Source organism: Vibrio sp. 14G-20 (genome assembly GCF_026241515.1).
In the GTDB taxonomy this organism is placed as follows: domain Bacteria; phylum Pseudomonadota; class Gammaproteobacteria; order Enterobacterales; family Vibrionaceae; genus Vibrio.
Genome location: NZ_JAPHPW010000010.1, coordinates 18,281 through 36,513, shown reverse-complemented (window position 1 = coordinate 36,513; position 18,233 = coordinate 18,281). Strand labels below are relative to the sequence as shown.

The following is an 18,233-nucleotide window of genomic DNA, read 5'->3' as shown; positions in this document are numbered from 1 at the left end:
CTATTAAATATTATCGACTGACTGACCTGACAGTGCAGCACGAATTGATTTATCCATACGACGAGAAGCAAAGTCTTGGCTCGCTTTGTCGGTATTCTTAATTTCTACTTCAATGGCATCAGCGCTGTCGCCATTGCGTACTTCAATCAGTGCTTCAATCGCTTGAACAAGTTGTTGCTTGCCTTGCTCATCCAGAAGCTCATCACCATCGGCTTGCATTGCAGCAATAAGGCCTTCGATAACGCGATCCGCTTCTACGCGTTGCTCAGCAAGAGCACGCGCTTGCATGTCTTCTTTTGCAAACGTCATCGAATCTTTCAACATGCTAGCCACTTCGTTGTCACTTAGACCGTAAGAAGGCTTAACTTGGATTTCAGCTTGAACTCCAGTGCTCTTCTCCATCGCGGTAACCGAAAGCAGGCCATCAGCATCCACTTGGTAAGTTACACGAATATGCGCAGCACCTGCAGTCATCGGCGGGATGCCTTTCAAAGCAAATCGAGCCAGTGAACGGCAGTCATCAACCATCTCACGTTCACCTTGAACGGTGTGTACTGTCATTGCCGTTTGACCGTCTTTGAATGTGGTAAATTCTTGTGCGCGAGCTACAGGGATCGTGGTATTACGAGGGATGATCTTTTCGACCAAGCCGCCCATAGTTTCAATACCAAGCGATAAAGGAATTACGTCCAGAAGTAGCATTTCAGAGTCAGGCTTATTACCGACTAGGATATCCGCTTGAATCGATGCACCAATCGCAACCACTTCATCGGGGTTAATGCTGGTTAGTGGCAGACGACCAAAGAAATCACCGACCATTTCACGTACAAGTAATGTGCGAGTTGAACCGCCGACCATCACGACTTCGAGAACTTCATCCGCGTCAACTTCCGCATCTTTCAAAGCACGACGGCATGAAAGCAATGTTTTCTTCACAAGTGGCTTGATGATCTCTTCAAACTCTTCACGAGTTAATGAACCAGACCAACCTAGTACGTCAACATCAACGCTTTCCGCTTCAGATAAGCCAATCTTAGCTTCTGTTGCAGCGTCTAGAAGAATACGGTTCTGTTCTGCTGTTAGCGCTGATAAGCCCATTTGCTCTTGGAAATGATCCGCAACTAAATGGTCAAAGTCGTCGCCGCCTAACGCTGAGTCACCGCCTGTTGCTAAAACTTCGAAGACACCTTTAGATAGGCGTAGAATAGAGATATCAAACGTACCACCACCTAAGTCATAAACAGCAATTACCCCTTCTTTACCCGAATCCAAGCCGTAAGCAATCGCAGCGGCAGTGGGTTCATTAAGAAGACGTAACACGTGAAGACCAGCAAGTTGCGCCGCGTCTTTCGTACCAGCACGTTGTGCATCATCAAAGTAAGCAGGAACGGTAATAACAGCACCAGATAGCTCACCGCCTAGCGTAGACTCAGCACGTTGGCCAAGCGCTCGTAGAATATCAGCAGAAACCTGAATTGGGTTCTTGTTGCCTTGTTCTGTACGGATCACAGGTAGACCATTATCACTTTCTTCAAACTGATATGGCAGAGACGGGTATCGCTGTTGAATATCCGACAGTGAGCGACCAATCAATCGCTTTACTGAGATAATGGTATTTTTAGGGTCAGTCTGCGCGTTAGCACGAGCTTCATCGCCAGTCGTATAAGATTCCGACTGGTAGTGAACAACTGAAGGTAAAATGCTTCGACCTTGTTGATCAACGAGTGTGCTCGCCTCGCCACTGCGTACTGCAGCAACCAACGAGTTTGTTGTACCTAAATCAATACCCACTGCAAGCTTATGCTGGTGAGGAGCGGCGCTTTGCCCTGGTTCTGCAATCTGAAGTAGTGCCATGGATGTGTCCTTGTTATACAAACTAGCCGATCAAACGATCTTCAACTAATTCGATTTCATTCTTTAATTTTGCAATAAACTTAAGCTTTCTTACTCGGTCTGCAGCTTCTAGCCAAGCTTCGCTTTCGAGTTCTTGTTGGATAGCACTTAATTGTTGTTTATACATTTTGCTAACCTTGCCTTCAAATGCAAATAGCGCATCTTCAGGTTCAGAACTGTCTGCGATATCTTCCAGCTCTTCACGCAATTCCATCTGCTCCATCAGGAACATAGGATCTTGCATGGTTTGTTGTTCGCCACGAATGTCTTCTCCGTGTTGAACCAACAGGTATTCGGCTCGGCTGATTGGATTCTTCAATACCTGGTACGCATCGTTGATTTGTGCCGCTTTTTGCACGGCTAATAAGCGGTCACGCTCAGAAGCTATCGCAAATTTATCAGGATGGAATTGGCGTTGCAGATCTCTAAACTGAGAAGAAAGAAGGCTACCATCCAGTTGAAACTGAAGTGGTAGCCCAAATAATTCGAAATGATTCATGTAAAGGTGGTCCTAAGTTTAGGCTCTTTGTTCAGAGCCTAATTTTATTCTTCGCTTACAACGCTTAACGATTCAAGCGTTTAAACATTGAAGCTCTCACCACAACCACATTCGCCTTTCGCGTTCGGGTTGTTGAATTCAAAACCTTCGTTTAGGCCTTCTTTTACATAATCAAGCTCAGTACCGTCTAGGTAAACTAGGCTCTTTGGATCAATGATGACCTTAACACCTGAATGCTCGAACACTTCGTCTTCTTCGTTGAGCTCGTCAACGAATTCCAGTACATACGCCATACCCGAACAGCCAGTAGTTTTTACTGCTAAGCGTAACCCGAGACCTTTACCACGGTTATCTAGGAAAGCTTGAACTCGGCTTGCTGCCGTATCTGTCATGGTGATGGCCATACTACAACCTTGTGTTTTATATGAATTGAGAACTCAGGGGAGCACAAAGGATGCTCCCAAATATTACTTTTTTGAAGTGATTACTTTGTAGAAGCGGTTAGTGCTTCTTTTTGTAATCCGCAACCGCTGCTTTGATTGCATCTTCAGCAAGAATTGAACAGTGAACTTTCACTGGTGGTAATTCTAGCTCTTCTGCAATTTCAGAGTTTTTGATAGCCGCTGCTTCATCAATGCTTTTACCTTTAACCCACTCAGTTACTAGTGAGCTAGAAGCGATTGCACTACCGCAACCGTAAGTCTTGAATTTTGCGTCTTCAATAATACCTTCTGCAGATACTTTGATTTGCAGTTTCATTACATCACCACAAGCTGGTGCGCCAACCATGCCGCTACCTACACTTGGGTCTTCTTTATCAAACGAACCTACGTTACGTGGGTTTTCGTAGTGATCAATTACTTTTTCGCTATATGCCATGATAGTTACCTCGAATCCTCTATTTCCGTGAGATTAGTGATGAGCCCACTCAACAGTATTCAAATCAATCCCTTCTTTATACATATCCCATAGAGGAGACATGTCGCGTAATTTGTTTACCGCTACACGGATTTGTGCAATCGCGTAGTCGATTTCTTCTTCCGTTGTGGAACGGCCGAATGAGAAACGTACTGAGCTGTGTGCCAGTTCATCGTTTAGACCAAGAGCACGTAGAACGTATGAAGGCTCTAGGCTTGCTGATGTACATGCAGAACCTGATGATACCGCTAGGTCTTTTAAAGACATAAGCAGAGATTCACCTTCAACGAAAGCAAAGCTCACGTTTAGGTTGTGTGGTACACGTTGGTCTAAGTCACCGTTTACCGTTACCGCTTCTAGATCTTGAACACCTTTCAATAGGCGCTCACGAAGTGCTAGTGCGTGATCGTAATCTTTCTGCATGTCTTGCTTAGCAACAGCACATGCTTCGCCCATACCCACGATTTGGTGAGTAGCAAGCGTACCTGAACGGAAACCACGCTCATGACCGCCGCCGTGCATTTGCGCTTCAAGACGGATACGTGGCTTACGACGAACGTAAAGTGCACCGATACCTTTAGGGCCATACATTTTGTGAGCTGAAAGTGAGATTAGGTCAACTTTCATCTCTTGTACGTCTAGTGGGATTTTACCCGCAGACTGAGCCGCATCAACGTGGAAGATGATCTTGCGTGAACGACATAGTTCGCCGATTGCAGAGATATCTTGGATTACACCAATCTCGTTGTTAACGTGCATGATAGAAACTAGAACAGTGTCTTCACGCATTGCAGCTTGTAGCTTGTCTAGATCGATGATGCCGTTTGCTTCTGGCTCAAGGTAAGTTACCTCAAAACCTTCACGCTCTAGTTGGCGACATGGATCAAGAACCGCTTTGTGTTCTGTTTTGCACGTGATTACGTGCTTACCTTTCTTCTCGTAAAAGTGCGCTGCACCTTTAATCGCAAGGTTATCTGACTCTGTAGCACCTGAAGTGAAAACAATTTCACGTGGGTCTGCATTTAGTAGGTCAGCAATTTGCTCACGAGCATTATCTACTGCTTCTTCTGCCTGCCAGCCGTAACGGTGTGAACGAGATGCAGGGTTACCGAAGTTACCGTCCATCGTCATGCACTGAACCATTTTCTCAGCAACTCGTGGATCGACTGGGCATGTAGCTGAATAGTCAAAGTAAATAGGCAGTTTCATTTTCTACTCCAATGTAAAAACTGACCGCTAAGAGCGGGCATTAACACCGTGAGGTGCTGCACTAATCGTTGTAGTGCTCGTATTTTTATGTGCAAAACCATTATTAACCGCAAGATCTATATCTTGACGATCAGAAATTTCTAAAACTTCGTTATCTTTCATCAGCTCACCGAGCGTAATGTCGTTTAAGAAGCTGCTGATTCGGGAGCTTAAATCACGCCATAGAGTGTGAGTTAAACAACGACTACCACCTTGGCAATCTGCTCGACCGTGACACTTAGTCGCATCCACTGATTCGTCTACTGCTGCAATCACAGTTCCGACAGCGATGTCGCTCGCTTCAGCACCTAAACGGTAACCACCACCAGGGCCGCGAACACTAGCAACTAAGCCAGCTTTACGTAACTTAGAAAAAAGTTGCTCTAAGTAAGATAACGAGATGCCTTGTCGCTCTGAAATATCAGCCAGAGGAACTGGGCTTTTTTGCGAATGCAGTGCTACATCTAGCATAGCTGTTACCGCATATCTTCCTTTAGATGTAAGTTTCATATCACACCGTATCCACATTGTTTATGTGGTTGGAATCTTCCCATACCCGACTAAATTGGTCAAGTATTTAGTTGACTATTTTAGTCAGGTATTCACCCTTAGCTATTGTATGGGCTTTATTTGTCGTTTTTGCTCTTCTCAATCGAAGTCAAAATACCGCGAAGCGTGTTGATTTCTTGCAGTTCTGGACGAGCACGGCTAAATAGACGACGTAGCTTATTCATCACCTGACCTGGCTTATCCTTAGAGATAAATTGGGTATCGATGATCACTTTTTCAAGGTGTTCATAGAACATTTCTAGTTCGTCGTGGCGTGGATACTCATCTTGTTGCTGTGGCTGATATTGGCTAGCCACCATATCAAGATGAGCTACACGCACTTCGTAGCTCAGAGTCTGCACTGCCATTGCTAGGTTTAGCGAGCTGTATTCAGGGTTAGCTGGGATACATACATGGAAGTGGCACTTCTGCAGTTCATCGTTAGTCAAACCAGTACGTTCACGACCAAAGACTAATGCTACAGGGTGCTTCTGACCTTCAACCGCAAACTTTTCACCACACTCGCGAGGCTCAAGCATTGGCCATTCAAGCGTGCGAGAACGAGCACTTGAACCCACAACCAAACCGCAGTCTCTTACTGCTTCTTCAAGAGTAGAAACAATCGCGGCGTTTTCTGCGATGTCACCTGCACCAGCAGCCAGTGCTAAGGTCTGCTCGTCAACTTCACATTGAGGGTCTACAAGAACTAATTGACTCAAACCCATCACTTTCATTGCGCGAGCTGCTGAACCGATATTTCCCGAATGAGACGTACCAACCAGAACGACTTTTACATTGTCTAACATGCTATATGACACCACTTTAAAAATAATCGCGAGATATTAACACATAGCAAAGTAAAATGGTCAGACCCTTCGCGGAATGTGAAACCAAGAGTTCAAAAAATAACCACTTCCCTTTTGGTAAAACTTTGGTATACTCGCCGCCGCTTTAAATTGTTCTTTAACATCTTGTGGGAAAAACCATATGCATCCAATGCTAAACATTGCGATACGCGCTGCGCGTAAAGCTGGCAACCATATTGCTAAATCTCTAGAAACAACTGATAAGATCGAAACGTCTCTAAAAGGTAACAACGATTACGTTACTAACATTGCTCAAGAAGCTGAGTACATGATCATTGAGACAATCAAAGCATCTTACCCAGAGCACAGCATTATTTCTGAAGAGAAAGGCCTGACTGAAGGTAAAGACTCTGACGTACAATGGATCGTTGACCCACTAGATGGCACCAACAACTTTGTAAAAGGTTTCCCTCACTTCTCTGTATCTATCGCTGTTCGCATGAACGGTCGTACAGAAGTTGCTTGTGTTTATGACCCAATGCTAAACGAGCTATTCACAGCTCAACGTGGCGCTGGCGCTCAACTTAACAACGCTCGTATGCGTGTTACTCAACTTAAAGACCTTCAAGGTACTGTTCTAGCGACTGGTTTCCCATTCAAGCAAAAACAACACTCTGAATCTTTCATGAAGATCGTCTCTGGTCTATTCATCGACTGTGCTGATTTCCGTCGTACTGGTTCTCCTGCTCTTGACCTATGTTACCTAGCAGCAGGCCGTGTTGATGGTTACCTAGAACTAGGCCTTAAGCCATGGGATCTAGCAGCTGGCGACCTAATCGCTCGTGAAGCTGGTGCTATCATGACTGACTTTGCTGGCGGTACTGATTACATGACTTCTGGTAATGTTGTTGCTTCAAGCGCACGTGGTGTTAAGTCTATTCTTAAGCACGTTCGTGAGAACGCTAACGAAGGTATGCTGAAGTAATTCAGGCCTTACGTTAAAGCCCCCTGCTTCAAGGGAGAGTAGAAATTCCAAAGCCCCGCAATCGCGGGGCTTTTTTGTATCTGCGATAACGAGATACGATCAGGATGTCTCTTAGTTAACTGAAGTTCAGCATACATCAACGCTAAATTGTCTTGAGTTTCCCTAGAATACTGACGTAAAAAAACCGCTAGTTACCTAGCGGTTTTTTTGGTTTAGCGAAAATGGTTAAGCCAAGGCCTAAGGCATTTCGTCAAACTCTTCACCTTCTTTTTCCACTTGTGGTGGCATTAAGTGTTCACGCGTAATACCCAACTTCATAGCCAGTGCAGATGCAACGTAGATAGAAGAGTAAGTACCAACCGTAATACCCAGTAGAAGTGCGGTTGCGAAGCCGTGAATCATAGCGCCGCCCTGGACAAACAGTGCGATAACTACGAATAACGTTGTACCAGAAGTGATCAATGTACGGCTCAATGTTTGTGTGATTGAGCTGTTCAGTACTTCAGGTGCTTCACCCTTACGCATCTTACGGAAGTTCTCACGGATACGGTCGAATACAACGATGGTATCGTTGAGGGAGTAACCGACTACCGTTAGCAAGGCTGCCACGATGGTAAGGTCGACCTCAATTTGCATTAGAGAGAATACACCCAGCGTGATGATAACGTCGTGCGCAAGTGCTAATACCGCACCCGCTGCCAAACGCCATTCAAATCGCACGGATACGTAGATCAAGATACAGATAAGAGAAACTAGGATAGCAAGGCCACCCGCTTCTGTTAATTCGTCACCCACGTTAGGACCAACGAACTCGATACGACGCATTTCGACTTGCTCACCAGTACCGCTCTCAATCGCAGAAAGGATCTGGTTACCAAGTGTCTCGCCCGCTACTCCATCACGTGGACGTAGACGAACCATTACATCACGAGCTGAACCGAAATTCTGTACCGTCGCATCACCAAAGCCTTCGGCTTCCAGTGCACTACGAATATCAGGAAGGTGTGCCGGTTGTTCAAAACCAACTTCAATCAAAGTACCGCCGGTAAAATCTAGACCCCAGTTCAACGATTTCGTTGTTAGGGTGAAGATAGCAGTACCAATCATCAAGATAGAAAAAACAAAGGCAACCTTTGACCAACGCATAAAGTCGATCATTTTGTCTGCTTTTAGAATCTGAAACATATTAATTCCTAGCCTTAGATCGACAGTTTTTTAACGCGTTTGCCGCCATACATCAGGTTCACGATACAACGTGTTCCGATAATAGCTGTAAACATTGAAGTCAAGATACCGATAGACAGTGTTACCGCGAAGCCTTTAATCGCACCTGTACCCACAGCAAATAGAATGATTGCTGTTAGTAGTGTGGTGATGTTGGCATCGGCGATTGTGCTGAATGCGTTCGCGTAACCTTGGTGAATTGCTTGTTGTGGACTGCGTCCATCTCGAAGCTCTTCACGTATACGCTCAAAGATCAATACGTTGGCATCGACCGCCATACCGACCGTTAATACGATACCGGCAATACCTGGCAGGGTCATGGTTGCCCCCGGAATCATAGACATCACACCGATAATTAACACCAAGTTCGCCATTAGTGCAACGTTCGCAATCAAACCAAAGCTACGGTAGTAAAGCAGCGTAAATAGCATAACTGCAGCCATACCCCAAACCATCGCCATGATACCCATATCGATGTTTTGCTGACCCATAGATGGACCAATCGTACGTTCTTCTACAATCGAGATAGGCGCAATCAATGCACCTGCACGCAGAAGAAGTGCCAAGTTATGAGCTTCAGCCGTTGAGTCGATACCAGTAATACGGAAGTTACGGCCTAGCGCAGATTGAATCGTCGCTTGGTTGATCACTTCTTCGTGCTTACTTAAGATAACTCGACCTTCCGGTGTTTTACGACCGCTGTCTTTGTACTCTGCAAATACCGTAGCCATTAGCTTACCGATATTCTGACGAGAGAACGCTGACATCTTGCTACCACCTTCGCTGTCTAGCGAGATATTAACTTGAGGACGACCATATTCATCAACACTTGAGCTTGCATCAGTAATACTTGAACCGCCTAGAATAACGCGCTTCTTAAGTACCACAGGACGACCATCACGATCTTGCTTGATTTCACTACCTGCAGGGGCACGACCAGAAGCGGCAGCGGCTAAATCAGCACTGCTATCTACTTCACGGAACTCAAGTGTCGCCGTCGCACCAAGAATCTCTTTAGCGCGAGCCGTGTCTTGAACACCCGGCAATTCCACTACGATACGGCTAGAACCTTGACGTTGAACCAAAGGCTCAGCAACACCAAGTTCGTTCACACGGTTACGTAGAATGGTAATGTTCTGCTCTACCGCATAGTTGCGGATTTCTTGAAGACGAGTCTCTGTAAAGCTTGCAACCAAAGAAAAACGACCGTTAGATGCAGAGTCTACAAACGTCATATCTTGGTGCTTAGATTGCAGTAGCGATTTCGCTTCAGCAAGCTGCTCTTCGTTGCGCAGAATCACTTCAACCGCATCTTTACCAGATGGGCGGATCGCACGGTAACGGATTTTCTCTTCACGAAGTTCACTACGGAATGCTTCTTCTTGTTGGCCAACTAGCTTTTGCATCGCAGCGTCCATATCCACTTCCATCAAGAAGTGAACACCACCACGTAGGTCAAGACCAAGTTTCATTGGTGCAGCACCAATAGATTCAAGCCAATCAGGAGTTGAAGCCGCTAGGTTTAAAGCAACGATAACGTCATCGCCTAGTGCTTCTGTGATGATATCACGGGCACTAATTTGCGTATCTGTGTCGTTAAAGCGAACAAGAATGGAACCGTTTTCGAGAGCAACGGATTTAGTAGAAAGGTTTTCTGCTTCAAGAGCATTGGTGACAGCATCCAGCGTAGACATATCTACAGAGGCGCCGCGCGCCCCTGTAACTTGAACTGCCGGATCTTCACCGTATATATTTGGAAGTGCGTACAACGCAGCGATAGCGATGGCAAACACCACCATCAAATACTTCCATAACGGGTAACGGTTTAGCACAGCGAGGATCCTCTAGCTGTTTATAGAGATTTCAGAGTACCTTTTGGTAGCACTGCTGTAACGAAGTCTTTCTTGATAACTACTTCGTTGTTTGCGTTCAGTTCGATAGCAACGTAGTCGCTGTCTTCAGCAATCTTAGTGATCTTGCCAATTAGGCCGCCGCTAGTAAGAACTTCATCGCCTTTGCCCATAGAAGACATAAGGTTCTTGTGCTCTTTAACACGCTTAGCTTGTGGACGGTAGATCATGAAGTAGAAGATCACAGCGAACATACCTAGCATGATTAGCATTTCGAAACCGCCGCCTGCTGGTGCACCTTCTGCTGCTGCGTGAGCTTGAGAAATAAACATTTAAAACATCCTCTATTATATTTTCGTAATTGTTTGTCTAATTGGGTCGCATCCTTTTATTTTCAAGCCCCATAACTCGGAAGAGAGATAGGGCTCGCAAAAAAGAAATACTAAGATTCTTTACCTAGTGGTGGCACTTCACGCCCCATTCTTGCGTAGAACTCTGCAACGAACTCTTCAAAGCGGTCTTCATCGATAGACTGACGAATGTCTGACATGATTCGTTGGTAAAAACGCAGGTTATGAATCGTGTTAAGTCGAGCACCTAGGATTTCGTTACAACGATCCAAATGGTGTAAGTACGACTTGCTGTAGTTCTTACAAGTGTAACAGTCACACTCTGAATCTAGTGGTGTTGTATCGGTTTTATGCTTCGCATTACGGATCTTGATCACACCTTCAGTCACAAACAGGTGGCCGTTACGTGCATTTCGCGTTGGCATTACACAGTCAAACATGTCGATACCGCGACGAACACCTTCAACTAAGTCTTCAGGTTTGCCTACGCCCATTAGGTAACGTGGCTTATCTTCCGGCAGTTGAGGGCATGTGTGCTCAAGAATGCGGTGCATGTCTTCTTTTGGTTCGCCTACTGCTAGGCCGCCAACAGCGTAACCGTCAAAACCAATTTCTGTCAGGCCTTTAACGGACACGTCACGAAGGTCTTCGTATACGCCACCTTGAACGATACCGAATAGTGAGTTCGGGTTTTCTTGCTTGTCAAAGTGATTGCGTGAACGCTGAGCCCAACGAAGAGACATCTCCATTGAGTCTTTAGCTTCTTTATGCGTCGCAGGGTAAGGCGTACATTCGTCAAAGATCATTACGATGTCTGAGCCTAGATCCTTTTGGATTTCCATCGACTTTTCAGCGTCCATGAAGATCTTGTCACCGTTTACAGGGTTACGGAAGTGAACACCCTCTTCAGTGATTTTACGCGTCGCACCTAGGCTGAATACTTGGAAACCGCCTGAATCAGTCAGGATAGGTCCTTTCCAGTTCATGAAATCGTGCAAGTCACCGTGCAGTTTCATGATTTCTTGACCAGGGCGTAACCATAGGTGGAACGTATTACCTAGCAAAATTTCAGCACCTGTGTCTTTCACTTCTTCAGGTGTCATGCCTTTAACCGTACCGTAAGTACCTACAGGCATGAATGCTGGTGTTTCAACGCTGCCACGTTCAAACTGAAGTTGACCACGACGTGCGCCGCTGTTTGTTTTTTTAAGTTCGTATTTTAATTTCACGAAGCCTCCAATATGCCAGAGAAACAATCTGACTGATAATTCAGAACCTTAAGCTAAACATAAGTTCAATCTAGCGAGTTCTATGAGGAGCGGTCGCGTATTCCTTGCGAGAGATTAGACAGACACCCTGCCCGACTCCTAGCTTACTGCTAGCACCCGTAAATTCTGCTTATATCGTTTATAACCAGCTAAAATTAGCTCGTTTTCTTATTAATGAACATCGCATCACCGTAGCTGAAGAAACGGTATTCGCTCTTCACTGCGTGATCGTATGCGCCCATCACATTGTCATAACCAGCAAATGCACTTACCAACATGATCAGTGTTGATTCTGGTAAGTGGAAATTGGTAATCAAGCAATCCACCAACTGGTATTCATAACCAGGGAAGATGAAGATTTCTGTGTCACCAAAGAAAGGAACTAACTCAGTGCCATTTTTCAATGCATCTTGAGCCGCACTTTCTAGTGAACGCACAGAGGTTGTACCGACAGCGATAATGCGTCCGCCGCGAGCTTTTGCTGCTGCAACGGCATCAACCACTTCTTGCGGTACTTCAACGTACTCTGCGTGCATGTGGTGATCGTTGATATTATCTACTTTTACCGGCTGGAACGTGCCAGCACCAACGTGAAGCGTCACGTAAGCAAACTCGACACCTTTTTCTTTCATGCCAGCCATTAGCTTGTCATCAAAGTGCAGGCCTGCTGTTGGCGCTGCAACCGCACCCGGCTTTTCATTATAGACAGTCTGGTAGCGCTCTTTATCTGCATCTTCATCAGGACGATCGATGTAAGGAGGTAGTGGCATGTGACCAACACTGTTAAGAATCTCTAAAACGCTTTGATCGGATGTGAAATGGATTTCGAATAACGCATCATGACGCGCCACCATTTCAGCTTCATACTCATCGTTCTCACCAAGGAACAACTTGGTGCCCGGCTTAGGTGATTTAGAACAACGAACATGCGCAAGAATGCTTTTCTCATCGAGCATACGCTCCACTAGCACTTCAAGCTTACCGCCTGATGCCTTACGACCGAATACACGAGCTGGAATCACTCGAGTGTTATTGAAAACAACAAGATCACCAGGCTCAACCAAGTCTAAAACGTCTTTAAACGAACCATCAGCTAGGTTACCGCTGTTGCCATCTAATTTAAGCAGGCGGCTTGCTGTACGCTCCTCTTGAGGGTAGCGAGCAATGAGTTCATCTGGTAGATCAAAGTGAAAATCTGAAACTTGCATGTGTCTAGTCTTGTCTTAGTTGATGAGATTTGTGCCGTTGGCGAATCATAAATCGTAGTTGCTGGATATTCGTTACGGTAAGTAAATCGTTACCAGAAACACATCGCAAACACGACTAAAAATTTCGCAGTGGGCTAGTATAGGCACACGAGCCGCAATAGCAAGGTTTACAGCACTGGATTATTGTAAAGAGGCGTAAAATAATGCTACTGATTCACCTCCTCAAACTAAAGAATTAGTTGCATAAAACTCACCCAAGAATGCGTCAGATCTCAGTTATTTTTTGGATAAAAAACTATAGTAATAGCAACAAATAAAAAAGAAGGAGGTTCGTATGATCAAGGTTGAAGATATGATGACTCGCAACCCTCATACCCTATTGCGCTCACACTCACTGGCCGATGCTAAGCACATGATGGAAGCGCTTGATATCCGCCATATACCGGTCGTTGATTCCGATAGGCATCTACTAGGTGTCGTCACACAACGAGACGTTTTAGCCGCTCAAGAATCCAGCCTACAAAACATCCCACAAGCTCAATCTTTTACTCTTGCTACTCCCCTCAACGACATCATGCACAAAAGTGTTATGTCGGTAGAGCCACGTGCAGGATTAAAAGAATCGGCTATCTATATGCAGAAACATAAAGTGGGCTGTTTACCTGTCGTAGAAAACCACGAACTAGTAGGCATTATTACAGACAGCGATTTTGTCACGATAGCGATCAATTTGCTGGAGCTGCAAGAAGAAGTCGAGCCAGAAGAAGCGGAAGTAGAGTAACGCTCAGAAGAGATATGAAGAGCGGCCAATTCAGCCGCTCAGAGGGATTGTTGTCGAAGCGAGTTATTATAAAAGCTCAGACACCACATCCGCTAACTGATGGAATGTCTCACGACGTGAAGAGCTTGGTCGCCAAACCAGGCCAATATCTCGGTACGCCTGCTGCCCAGGAGGATCGATAACCACCAGATTTTGGTTTTCCAATAAACCGTGGTCGATCGCCATTTGCGGAATAAAGGTAGTACCTAAGCCATTCGCGACCATTTGAACCAATGTGTGAAGGCTCGTCGCTGTGAACGGGTTGATCTTCTCTTTATCCGTTAACTTACAAGCCGACACTGCATGCTCAGTTAAGCAGTGTTCGTTCTCCAACAAGAATACAGATTCGTCTGGCAGATCATCGTATTTAATCGGAACACGGATACCATCAGCTTGATTACGACTGATCACCATCCGGAAAGGGTCTTGCCCAACAACTTGACTTTCCATATTGTCTATATCGACAGGCAAAGCCAGAATCAGTACATCTAGGTCTCCATGTCGCAGCGCAGCCAATAGGTTGGTCGTTGTATCTTCACGTAACAATAAATTAAGCTGAGGAAAGCGTTGGTTGGCCTCTTGTACCAAATCACATAAAAGGAACGGCGCGATAGTGGGGATACATCCGACTCGCAGCTGTCCTTGCATCGCATCGCCATTACATAGATTTCCAAGTTCAACCAGATCTTGCCCTTTCGCTAGTAGCTCTCGACCGTGCTTTACCACCAGCTCACCGGCTTGCGTGAAAACCAACGGGCTCTTTTTATCTTTCTTCTCATAAAGCGGGCAACCGATGAGTTCTTCCAGATTTTGGATACCTTTACTTAGCGTCGATTGGCTAACGAAACAGCGATCCGCTGCATCGCTAAAGTGACGAGTTTCGTGAAGGGTAACAAGATAGTGAAGCTGCTTAAGACTTGGCCATTTATTCATGAAATTACTTTGTAATATTAGTAGGATAAGTTACGTAAAGGTCAGCAGACCTAAGGACTGGGCAAACATTAAGCTCATCGCTTTTTTCGATTAACTTAATCTATTTAATTCGCTTTTTTCTATAGTACCGATTGTACTATAGTTTGTCCCGTAGAAACGGAGCCCAAACAAACATGTGTTGGGCCAACTAATTTTTTAGGAGATTCCAAATGGTACTAGTAGGTCGTCAAGCCCCTGATTTTACTGCAGCAGCTGTTCTAGGTAACGGTGAGATCGTTGATAACTTCAACTTCGCAGAATTCACTAAAGGTAAGAAAGCTGTAGTTTTCTTCTACCCACTAGACTTCACTTTCGTTTGTCCTTCAGAGCTAATCGCTTTCGACAACCGTCTAGAAGATTTCCAAGCTAAAGGCGTTGAAGTAATCGGTGTTTCTATCGATTCACAATTCTCTCACAACGCATGGCGTAACACTGCTATCGCTGATGGCGGTATCGGTCAAGTTAAATACCCTCTAATTGCTGACGTTAAGCACGAGATCTGCAAAGCATACGATGTTGAGCACCCAGAAGCAGGTGTTGCTTTCCGTGGTTCTTTCCTAATCGATGCTGACGGCCTTGTACGTCACCAAGTAGTTAACGATCTTCCACTAGGTCGTAACATCGACGAAATGCTACGCATGGTAGACGCACTAAACTTCCACGAGAAGAACGGTGAAGTTTGTCCTGCACAATGGGAAGAAGGTAAATCAGGTATGGACGCATCTCCACAAGGTGTTGCAGCATTCCTATCTGAGCACGCTGACGACCTAAGCAAGTAATTACCTCTTAAGCCCGAACTCAACGCGGGTTAATGGTTGGAAGACTCTCTAAAAGAGACATAAAGCATAAGCTAATAGCGCAAAGCGCACCGCCAATCAGTTAAGAAGTAAAGTCCTATTAAAAGCCCGAAGTTAACGCTTCGGGCTTTTTTCATATCTATTCGACGGCCTTTCATTTCCCCTAAACTCCCTCTTCAACATTTAATAGAGGCAGTTATAAGAACAAACTTTACCCCTATTTCCCTCTGCTACCACCTATTCATATCCGTATCTAGGTTGCTATGATTTCATCAGTATCTTTTTGAACGGATAAACATGATGAACACCGAAATTGAAGTCTGTATCGATAACTTAGAGTCTCTTCATAACGCACTATCTGGTGGTGCGAATCGAATTGAGCTTTGCTCTTCATTAGCACTTGGCGGATTAACTCCAAGCTTCGGAATGATGAAGCAAGCGGCAAAAATTTCGTCGGTTCCGGTCTACGCTATGATTAGACCAAGACAGGGCGACTTCATTTTCGATGATGACGATATGCTCTGTATGCTTGAAGATATTGAAGCTTGTGCAAATGCAGGATTGGATGGGGTCGTACTTGGTGTGTTAGCGCCGAACGGAAGTATCGATATGCCAAAAATGCAGCAACTGGCTGAAAAAGCGCACTCGTTAAAGCTTGGGATTACCTTCCACAGAGCCATCGATCAAAGCTCTGATTTCCAAGCAGCATTAGAGCAGGTCATTACACTTGGATGCGAAAGAGTTCTGACATCAGGGCTTGCTGTTAATGCTGAGCATGGCATCGATGTTTTGGCAGAAATGGTCAAACAAGCCGATGGACGAATTGATATCATGGCGGGGGCTGGCGTTAACGCTGCGAATGCTAAAATGCTTCAAAGCGCTACCCAGGTACCTGCTCTTCACCTTTCAGGTAAATCGACAAGACCGAGCCTAATGGAAAACAGCTCAAGTGCTCAAATGGGCAGTGATGATATTGATGATTATCAGATCCCAGTGACAGATGCGAGTAAGATATCTGATGTGAGAGCCGCCCTCACCGCTTAGGGCAATAGTCGCCAGCATAAATCCAGAGAACCTCGCTGACTAATCTAACTGACTGACGTATATTAGATTTAATAGCGCAGAAAATTTTCATGGATAGATATGGCTAAAGACTTATTCAGCTCTCTTGATTTAAACCTGTTACGAACATTTCTGATTGTTTATCAAGAACAAAACACCAGAAAGGCTGCGGAGCGTTTATTCGTTTCTCAGCCAGCGGTTAGCCAAGCCCTGCAAAAGCTAAGACACCACTTCAACGATGACCTTTTCGTTAAAGTTCATGGAGGTTTTCAGCCTACCGCTTTCTCAGAACAACTCACCAATGAAATAAAGCCGTTCATGGACGGTCTATCTGTCGCGATCAATGCATCAAACACTTTTGATCCAAAAGAGATCGATTACACACTCAAAATAGCGCTATCACCTATCGTGCTATCTTGTTTATCTGGTTCTTTATTTAAAATGATAAGAGAGCAAGCACCGAATGTGAATCTAGAATTAGTCTCTTGGACCAATACTTCTGTTTCTGACATTCAAAAAGATGAGGTGTTGATGGGGATCAGTTACCTTGGTAGTAAAACGAGTAAAGAAGTTTATACGAAAAAGTTAATTGAACTAACAGGGCGTATTTTTGTAAGAAAAGACCACCCTTTAAAGCAAGAAATCGTTACACCTTACGATGTGGCAGGCTACGATATCGCTTCACTAATCACACCCGGTTGGAACGACAACCATAGTTTGGCATCGGATATCCTAACTAATCTCTCCGTTGAACATAATGTTGGTTTCCGTAGTGAGCTAATTATGGCGGTCATTGATGTCATTCAACACACAGATATGTACATGCCACACTCGAACCTTTTCCTCGTTGATAATTACCCAACCCTACGCGGAATCGATGTTGTGATAGATGGCGAGCCTCCCAAAACTCCTGTTTACTGCCATTTACATACTAAAAACAGAAACTCCCCTATTACCAATTGGCTATTTGAGTTAATACAAAAAGCACTATCAACTCAGATTAATAAGTAATGCTTATTATAGAGATACCAATATCTACTTAGCCGAAAAATAAAACACTGTTTAATATTAGCCCTATCAAAACGGATACTGAACTACGAAGGATCGTGCAGTTAAGTTAACCCTAAATAGAGACTAATATGAAAATTGCACTTACTACCCTAATTTCAGCTTCACTACTTTCTGTTCCAGTTCTTGCAAACAACTTTGACAGCCAACACCGTGTGGGTATCGGTTACAACCAAACTCAAGTAGACGATTGGCTAACCGATGACACAGTTGATTGGGGTAACGGTATCAAACTTGAATATGGTTATGAATTTAACCGTATCGTAGGTATCAACGTTTCTTACGCAACGAATAGCGATGACGAAAACGTTGAAGGTATAAAAGCCGAGATCGATGGTTACAAATTCCAAGTTGATGCTGATATCGGTTATAAATTTGAATTAGATGGCTTCTCTTTGAAACCTTATGGTGTTCTGGGCCTAGCTCGTCAAAGTGAAGATAATTCAATTAGCATTCTAGACAAGAAGTGGACTGAATCATACAACGATACCAGCTTCGTTGTTGGCCTAGGTGGTCGAGCTGAATTCGGGCTACACCTATACACCGACATGCGCTTTGAATTCGCGAGCTACGATGACGTAGGTTACGACACATTCTCATGGACTGTCGGTTACCGCTTCTAAGAGATTGAAAAAGCCAGCGTCTAAGCTGGCTTTTTACAATCAGTCAATTGCTGGGTTTTAACACCTCATCAAAGTTGACTCACTTTTGAACAA

General features: G+C 44.7%; 19 protein-coding genes. 6 read left to right on the top strand and 13 right to left on the bottom strand.

What is annotated here, in order from left to right; all coding sequences use genetic code 11:
* Positions 1 to 3 precede the first annotated feature (3 nt).
* The 7 genes from hscA to trmJ form a co-directional block, all read right to left on the bottom strand.
* A complete protein-coding gene (hscA, locus tag OQJ75_RS11050; protein ID WP_265970829.1) occupies positions 4 to 1,854 on the bottom strand; it encodes a Fe-S protein assembly chaperone HscA in 1,851 nt (616 codons plus the stop codon).
* Positions 1,855 to 1,876: 22 nt separating this feature from the next.
* A complete protein-coding gene (gene hscB, locus OQJ75_RS11045; protein WP_004735096.1) occupies positions 1,877 to 2,392 on the bottom strand; it encodes a co-chaperone HscB in 516 nt (171 codons plus the stop codon).
* A gap of 80 nt (positions 2,393 to 2,472) precedes the next feature.
* A complete protein-coding gene (gene iscA / locus OQJ75_RS11040) occupies positions 2,473 to 2,796 on the bottom strand; it encodes an iron-sulfur cluster assembly protein IscA (protein ID WP_004735095.1) in 324 nt (107 codons plus the stop codon).
* A 97-nt stretch (positions 2,797 to 2,893) separates the two neighbouring features.
* Entirely contained in the window at positions 2,894 to 3,271 is a 378-nt protein-coding gene (iscU, locus tag OQJ75_RS11035) for a Fe-S cluster assembly scaffold IscU (RefSeq protein ID WP_004735094.1), read from the bottom strand.
* A 33-nt stretch (positions 3,272 to 3,304) separates the two neighbouring features.
* Positions 3,305 to 4,519 carry an IscS subfamily cysteine desulfurase gene (locus OQJ75_RS11030; protein WP_265970828.1) on the bottom strand — a complete coding sequence of 405 codons (1,215 nt, stop codon included), beginning with the start codon at positions 4,517 to 4,519 and terminating at the stop codon, positions 3,305 to 3,307.
* Positions 4,520 to 4,546: 27 nt separating this feature from the next.
* Positions 4,547 to 5,068, bottom strand: a complete 522-nt coding sequence (iscR, locus tag OQJ75_RS11025) for a Fe-S cluster assembly transcriptional regulator IscR (protein WP_010440512.1) — start codon at positions 5,066 to 5,068, stop codon at positions 4,547 to 4,549.
* A 116-nt stretch (positions 5,069 to 5,184) separates the two neighbouring features.
* A complete protein-coding gene (gene trmJ, locus OQJ75_RS11020) occupies positions 5,185 to 5,913 on the bottom strand; it encodes a tRNA (cytosine(32)/uridine(32)-2'-O)-methyltransferase TrmJ (RefSeq protein WP_265970827.1) in 729 nt (242 codons plus the stop codon).
* Between the two features lie 181 nt (positions 5,914 to 6,094).
* On the opposite strand from trmJ, the gene suhB reads away from it, so the two are divergent.
* Positions 6,095 to 6,898, top strand: coding sequence for an inositol-1-monophosphatase (gene suhB, locus OQJ75_RS11015; RefSeq protein ID WP_265970826.1), 804 nt, complete (start codon positions 6,095 to 6,097; stop codon positions 6,896 to 6,898).
* Positions 6,899 to 7,135: 237 nt separating this feature from the next.
* On the opposite strand, the gene secF is transcribed toward suhB, so the two are convergent.
* From secF to queA, 5 genes are all read right to left on the bottom strand, one after another.
* Positions 7,136 to 8,083 carry a protein translocase subunit SecF gene (gene secF, locus OQJ75_RS11010; protein WP_086716169.1) on the bottom strand — a complete coding sequence of 316 codons (948 nt, stop codon included), beginning with the start codon at positions 8,081 to 8,083 and terminating at the stop codon, positions 7,136 to 7,138.
* A 14-nt stretch (positions 8,084 to 8,097) separates the two neighbouring features.
* Complete coding sequence (gene secD / locus OQJ75_RS11005; RefSeq protein ID WP_265970825.1) at positions 8,098 to 9,954, bottom strand: protein translocase subunit SecD; 1,857 nt, start codon at positions 9,952 to 9,954, stop codon at positions 8,098 to 8,100.
* A gap of 20 nt (positions 9,955 to 9,974) precedes the next feature.
* The gene (gene yajC / locus OQJ75_RS11000; RefSeq protein WP_010440492.1) at positions 9,975 to 10,304 is read right to left on the bottom strand and encodes a preprotein translocase subunit YajC; all 330 of its coding nucleotides are present in this window, start codon (positions 10,302 to 10,304) and stop codon (positions 9,975 to 9,977) included.
* Positions 10,305 to 10,414: 110 nt separating this feature from the next.
* The gene (gene tgt / locus OQJ75_RS10995) at positions 10,415 to 11,551 is read right to left on the bottom strand and encodes a tRNA guanosine(34) transglycosylase Tgt (RefSeq protein ID WP_265970824.1); all 1,137 of its coding nucleotides are present in this window, start codon (positions 11,549 to 11,551) and stop codon (positions 10,415 to 10,417) included.
* 194 nt (positions 11,552 to 11,745) lie between these two features.
* Positions 11,746 to 12,798 carry a tRNA preQ1(34) S-adenosylmethionine ribosyltransferase-isomerase QueA gene (gene queA / locus OQJ75_RS10990; protein WP_017092445.1) on the bottom strand — a complete coding sequence of 351 codons (1,053 nt, stop codon included), beginning with the start codon at positions 12,796 to 12,798 and terminating at the stop codon, positions 11,746 to 11,748.
* A gap of 334 nt (positions 12,799 to 13,132) precedes the next feature.
* Here queA and OQJ75_RS10985 point away from each other — a divergent pair, with 334 nt between their 5' ends.
* A complete protein-coding gene (locus OQJ75_RS10985) occupies positions 13,133 to 13,579 on the top strand; it encodes a CBS domain-containing protein (RefSeq protein WP_048615199.1) in 447 nt (148 codons plus the stop codon).
* 66 nt (positions 13,580 to 13,645) lie between these two features.
* On the opposite strand, the gene OQJ75_RS10980 is transcribed toward OQJ75_RS10985, so the two are convergent.
* Positions 13,646 to 14,551: a hydrogen peroxide-inducible genes activator gene (locus tag OQJ75_RS10980; RefSeq protein WP_017062525.1), complete on the bottom strand. Its 906-nt coding sequence runs from the start codon at positions 14,549 to 14,551 to the stop codon at positions 13,646 to 13,648.
* 209 nt (positions 14,552 to 14,760) lie between these two features.
* Between OQJ75_RS10980 and OQJ75_RS10975 the strand changes: the two genes are divergently transcribed.
* The 4 genes from OQJ75_RS10975 (at position 14,761) to OQJ75_RS10960 (ending at position 18,140) form a co-directional block, all read left to right on the top strand.
* Positions 14,761 to 15,369 carry a peroxiredoxin C gene (locus tag OQJ75_RS10975; protein ID WP_009848275.1) on the top strand — a complete coding sequence of 203 codons (609 nt, stop codon included), beginning with the start codon at positions 14,761 to 14,763 and terminating at the stop codon, positions 15,367 to 15,369.
* A 318-nt stretch (positions 15,370 to 15,687) separates the two neighbouring features.
* Complete coding sequence (locus OQJ75_RS10970; RefSeq protein WP_265970965.1) at positions 15,688 to 16,431, top strand: copper homeostasis protein CutC; 744 nt, start codon at positions 15,688 to 15,690, stop codon at positions 16,429 to 16,431.
* Between the two features lie 99 nt (positions 16,432 to 16,530).
* Positions 16,531 to 17,460 carry a LysR family transcriptional regulator gene (locus tag OQJ75_RS10965; RefSeq protein ID WP_265970823.1) on the top strand — a complete coding sequence of 310 codons (930 nt, stop codon included), beginning with the start codon at positions 16,531 to 16,533 and terminating at the stop codon, positions 17,458 to 17,460.
* 128 nt (positions 17,461 to 17,588) lie between these two features.
* On the top strand, positions 17,589 to 18,140 hold the full coding sequence (locus tag OQJ75_RS10960) for a porin family protein (protein WP_265970822.1): 552 nt from the start codon (positions 17,589 to 17,591) through the stop codon (positions 18,138 to 18,140).
* Positions 18,141 to 18,233: the final 93 nt, after the last annotated feature.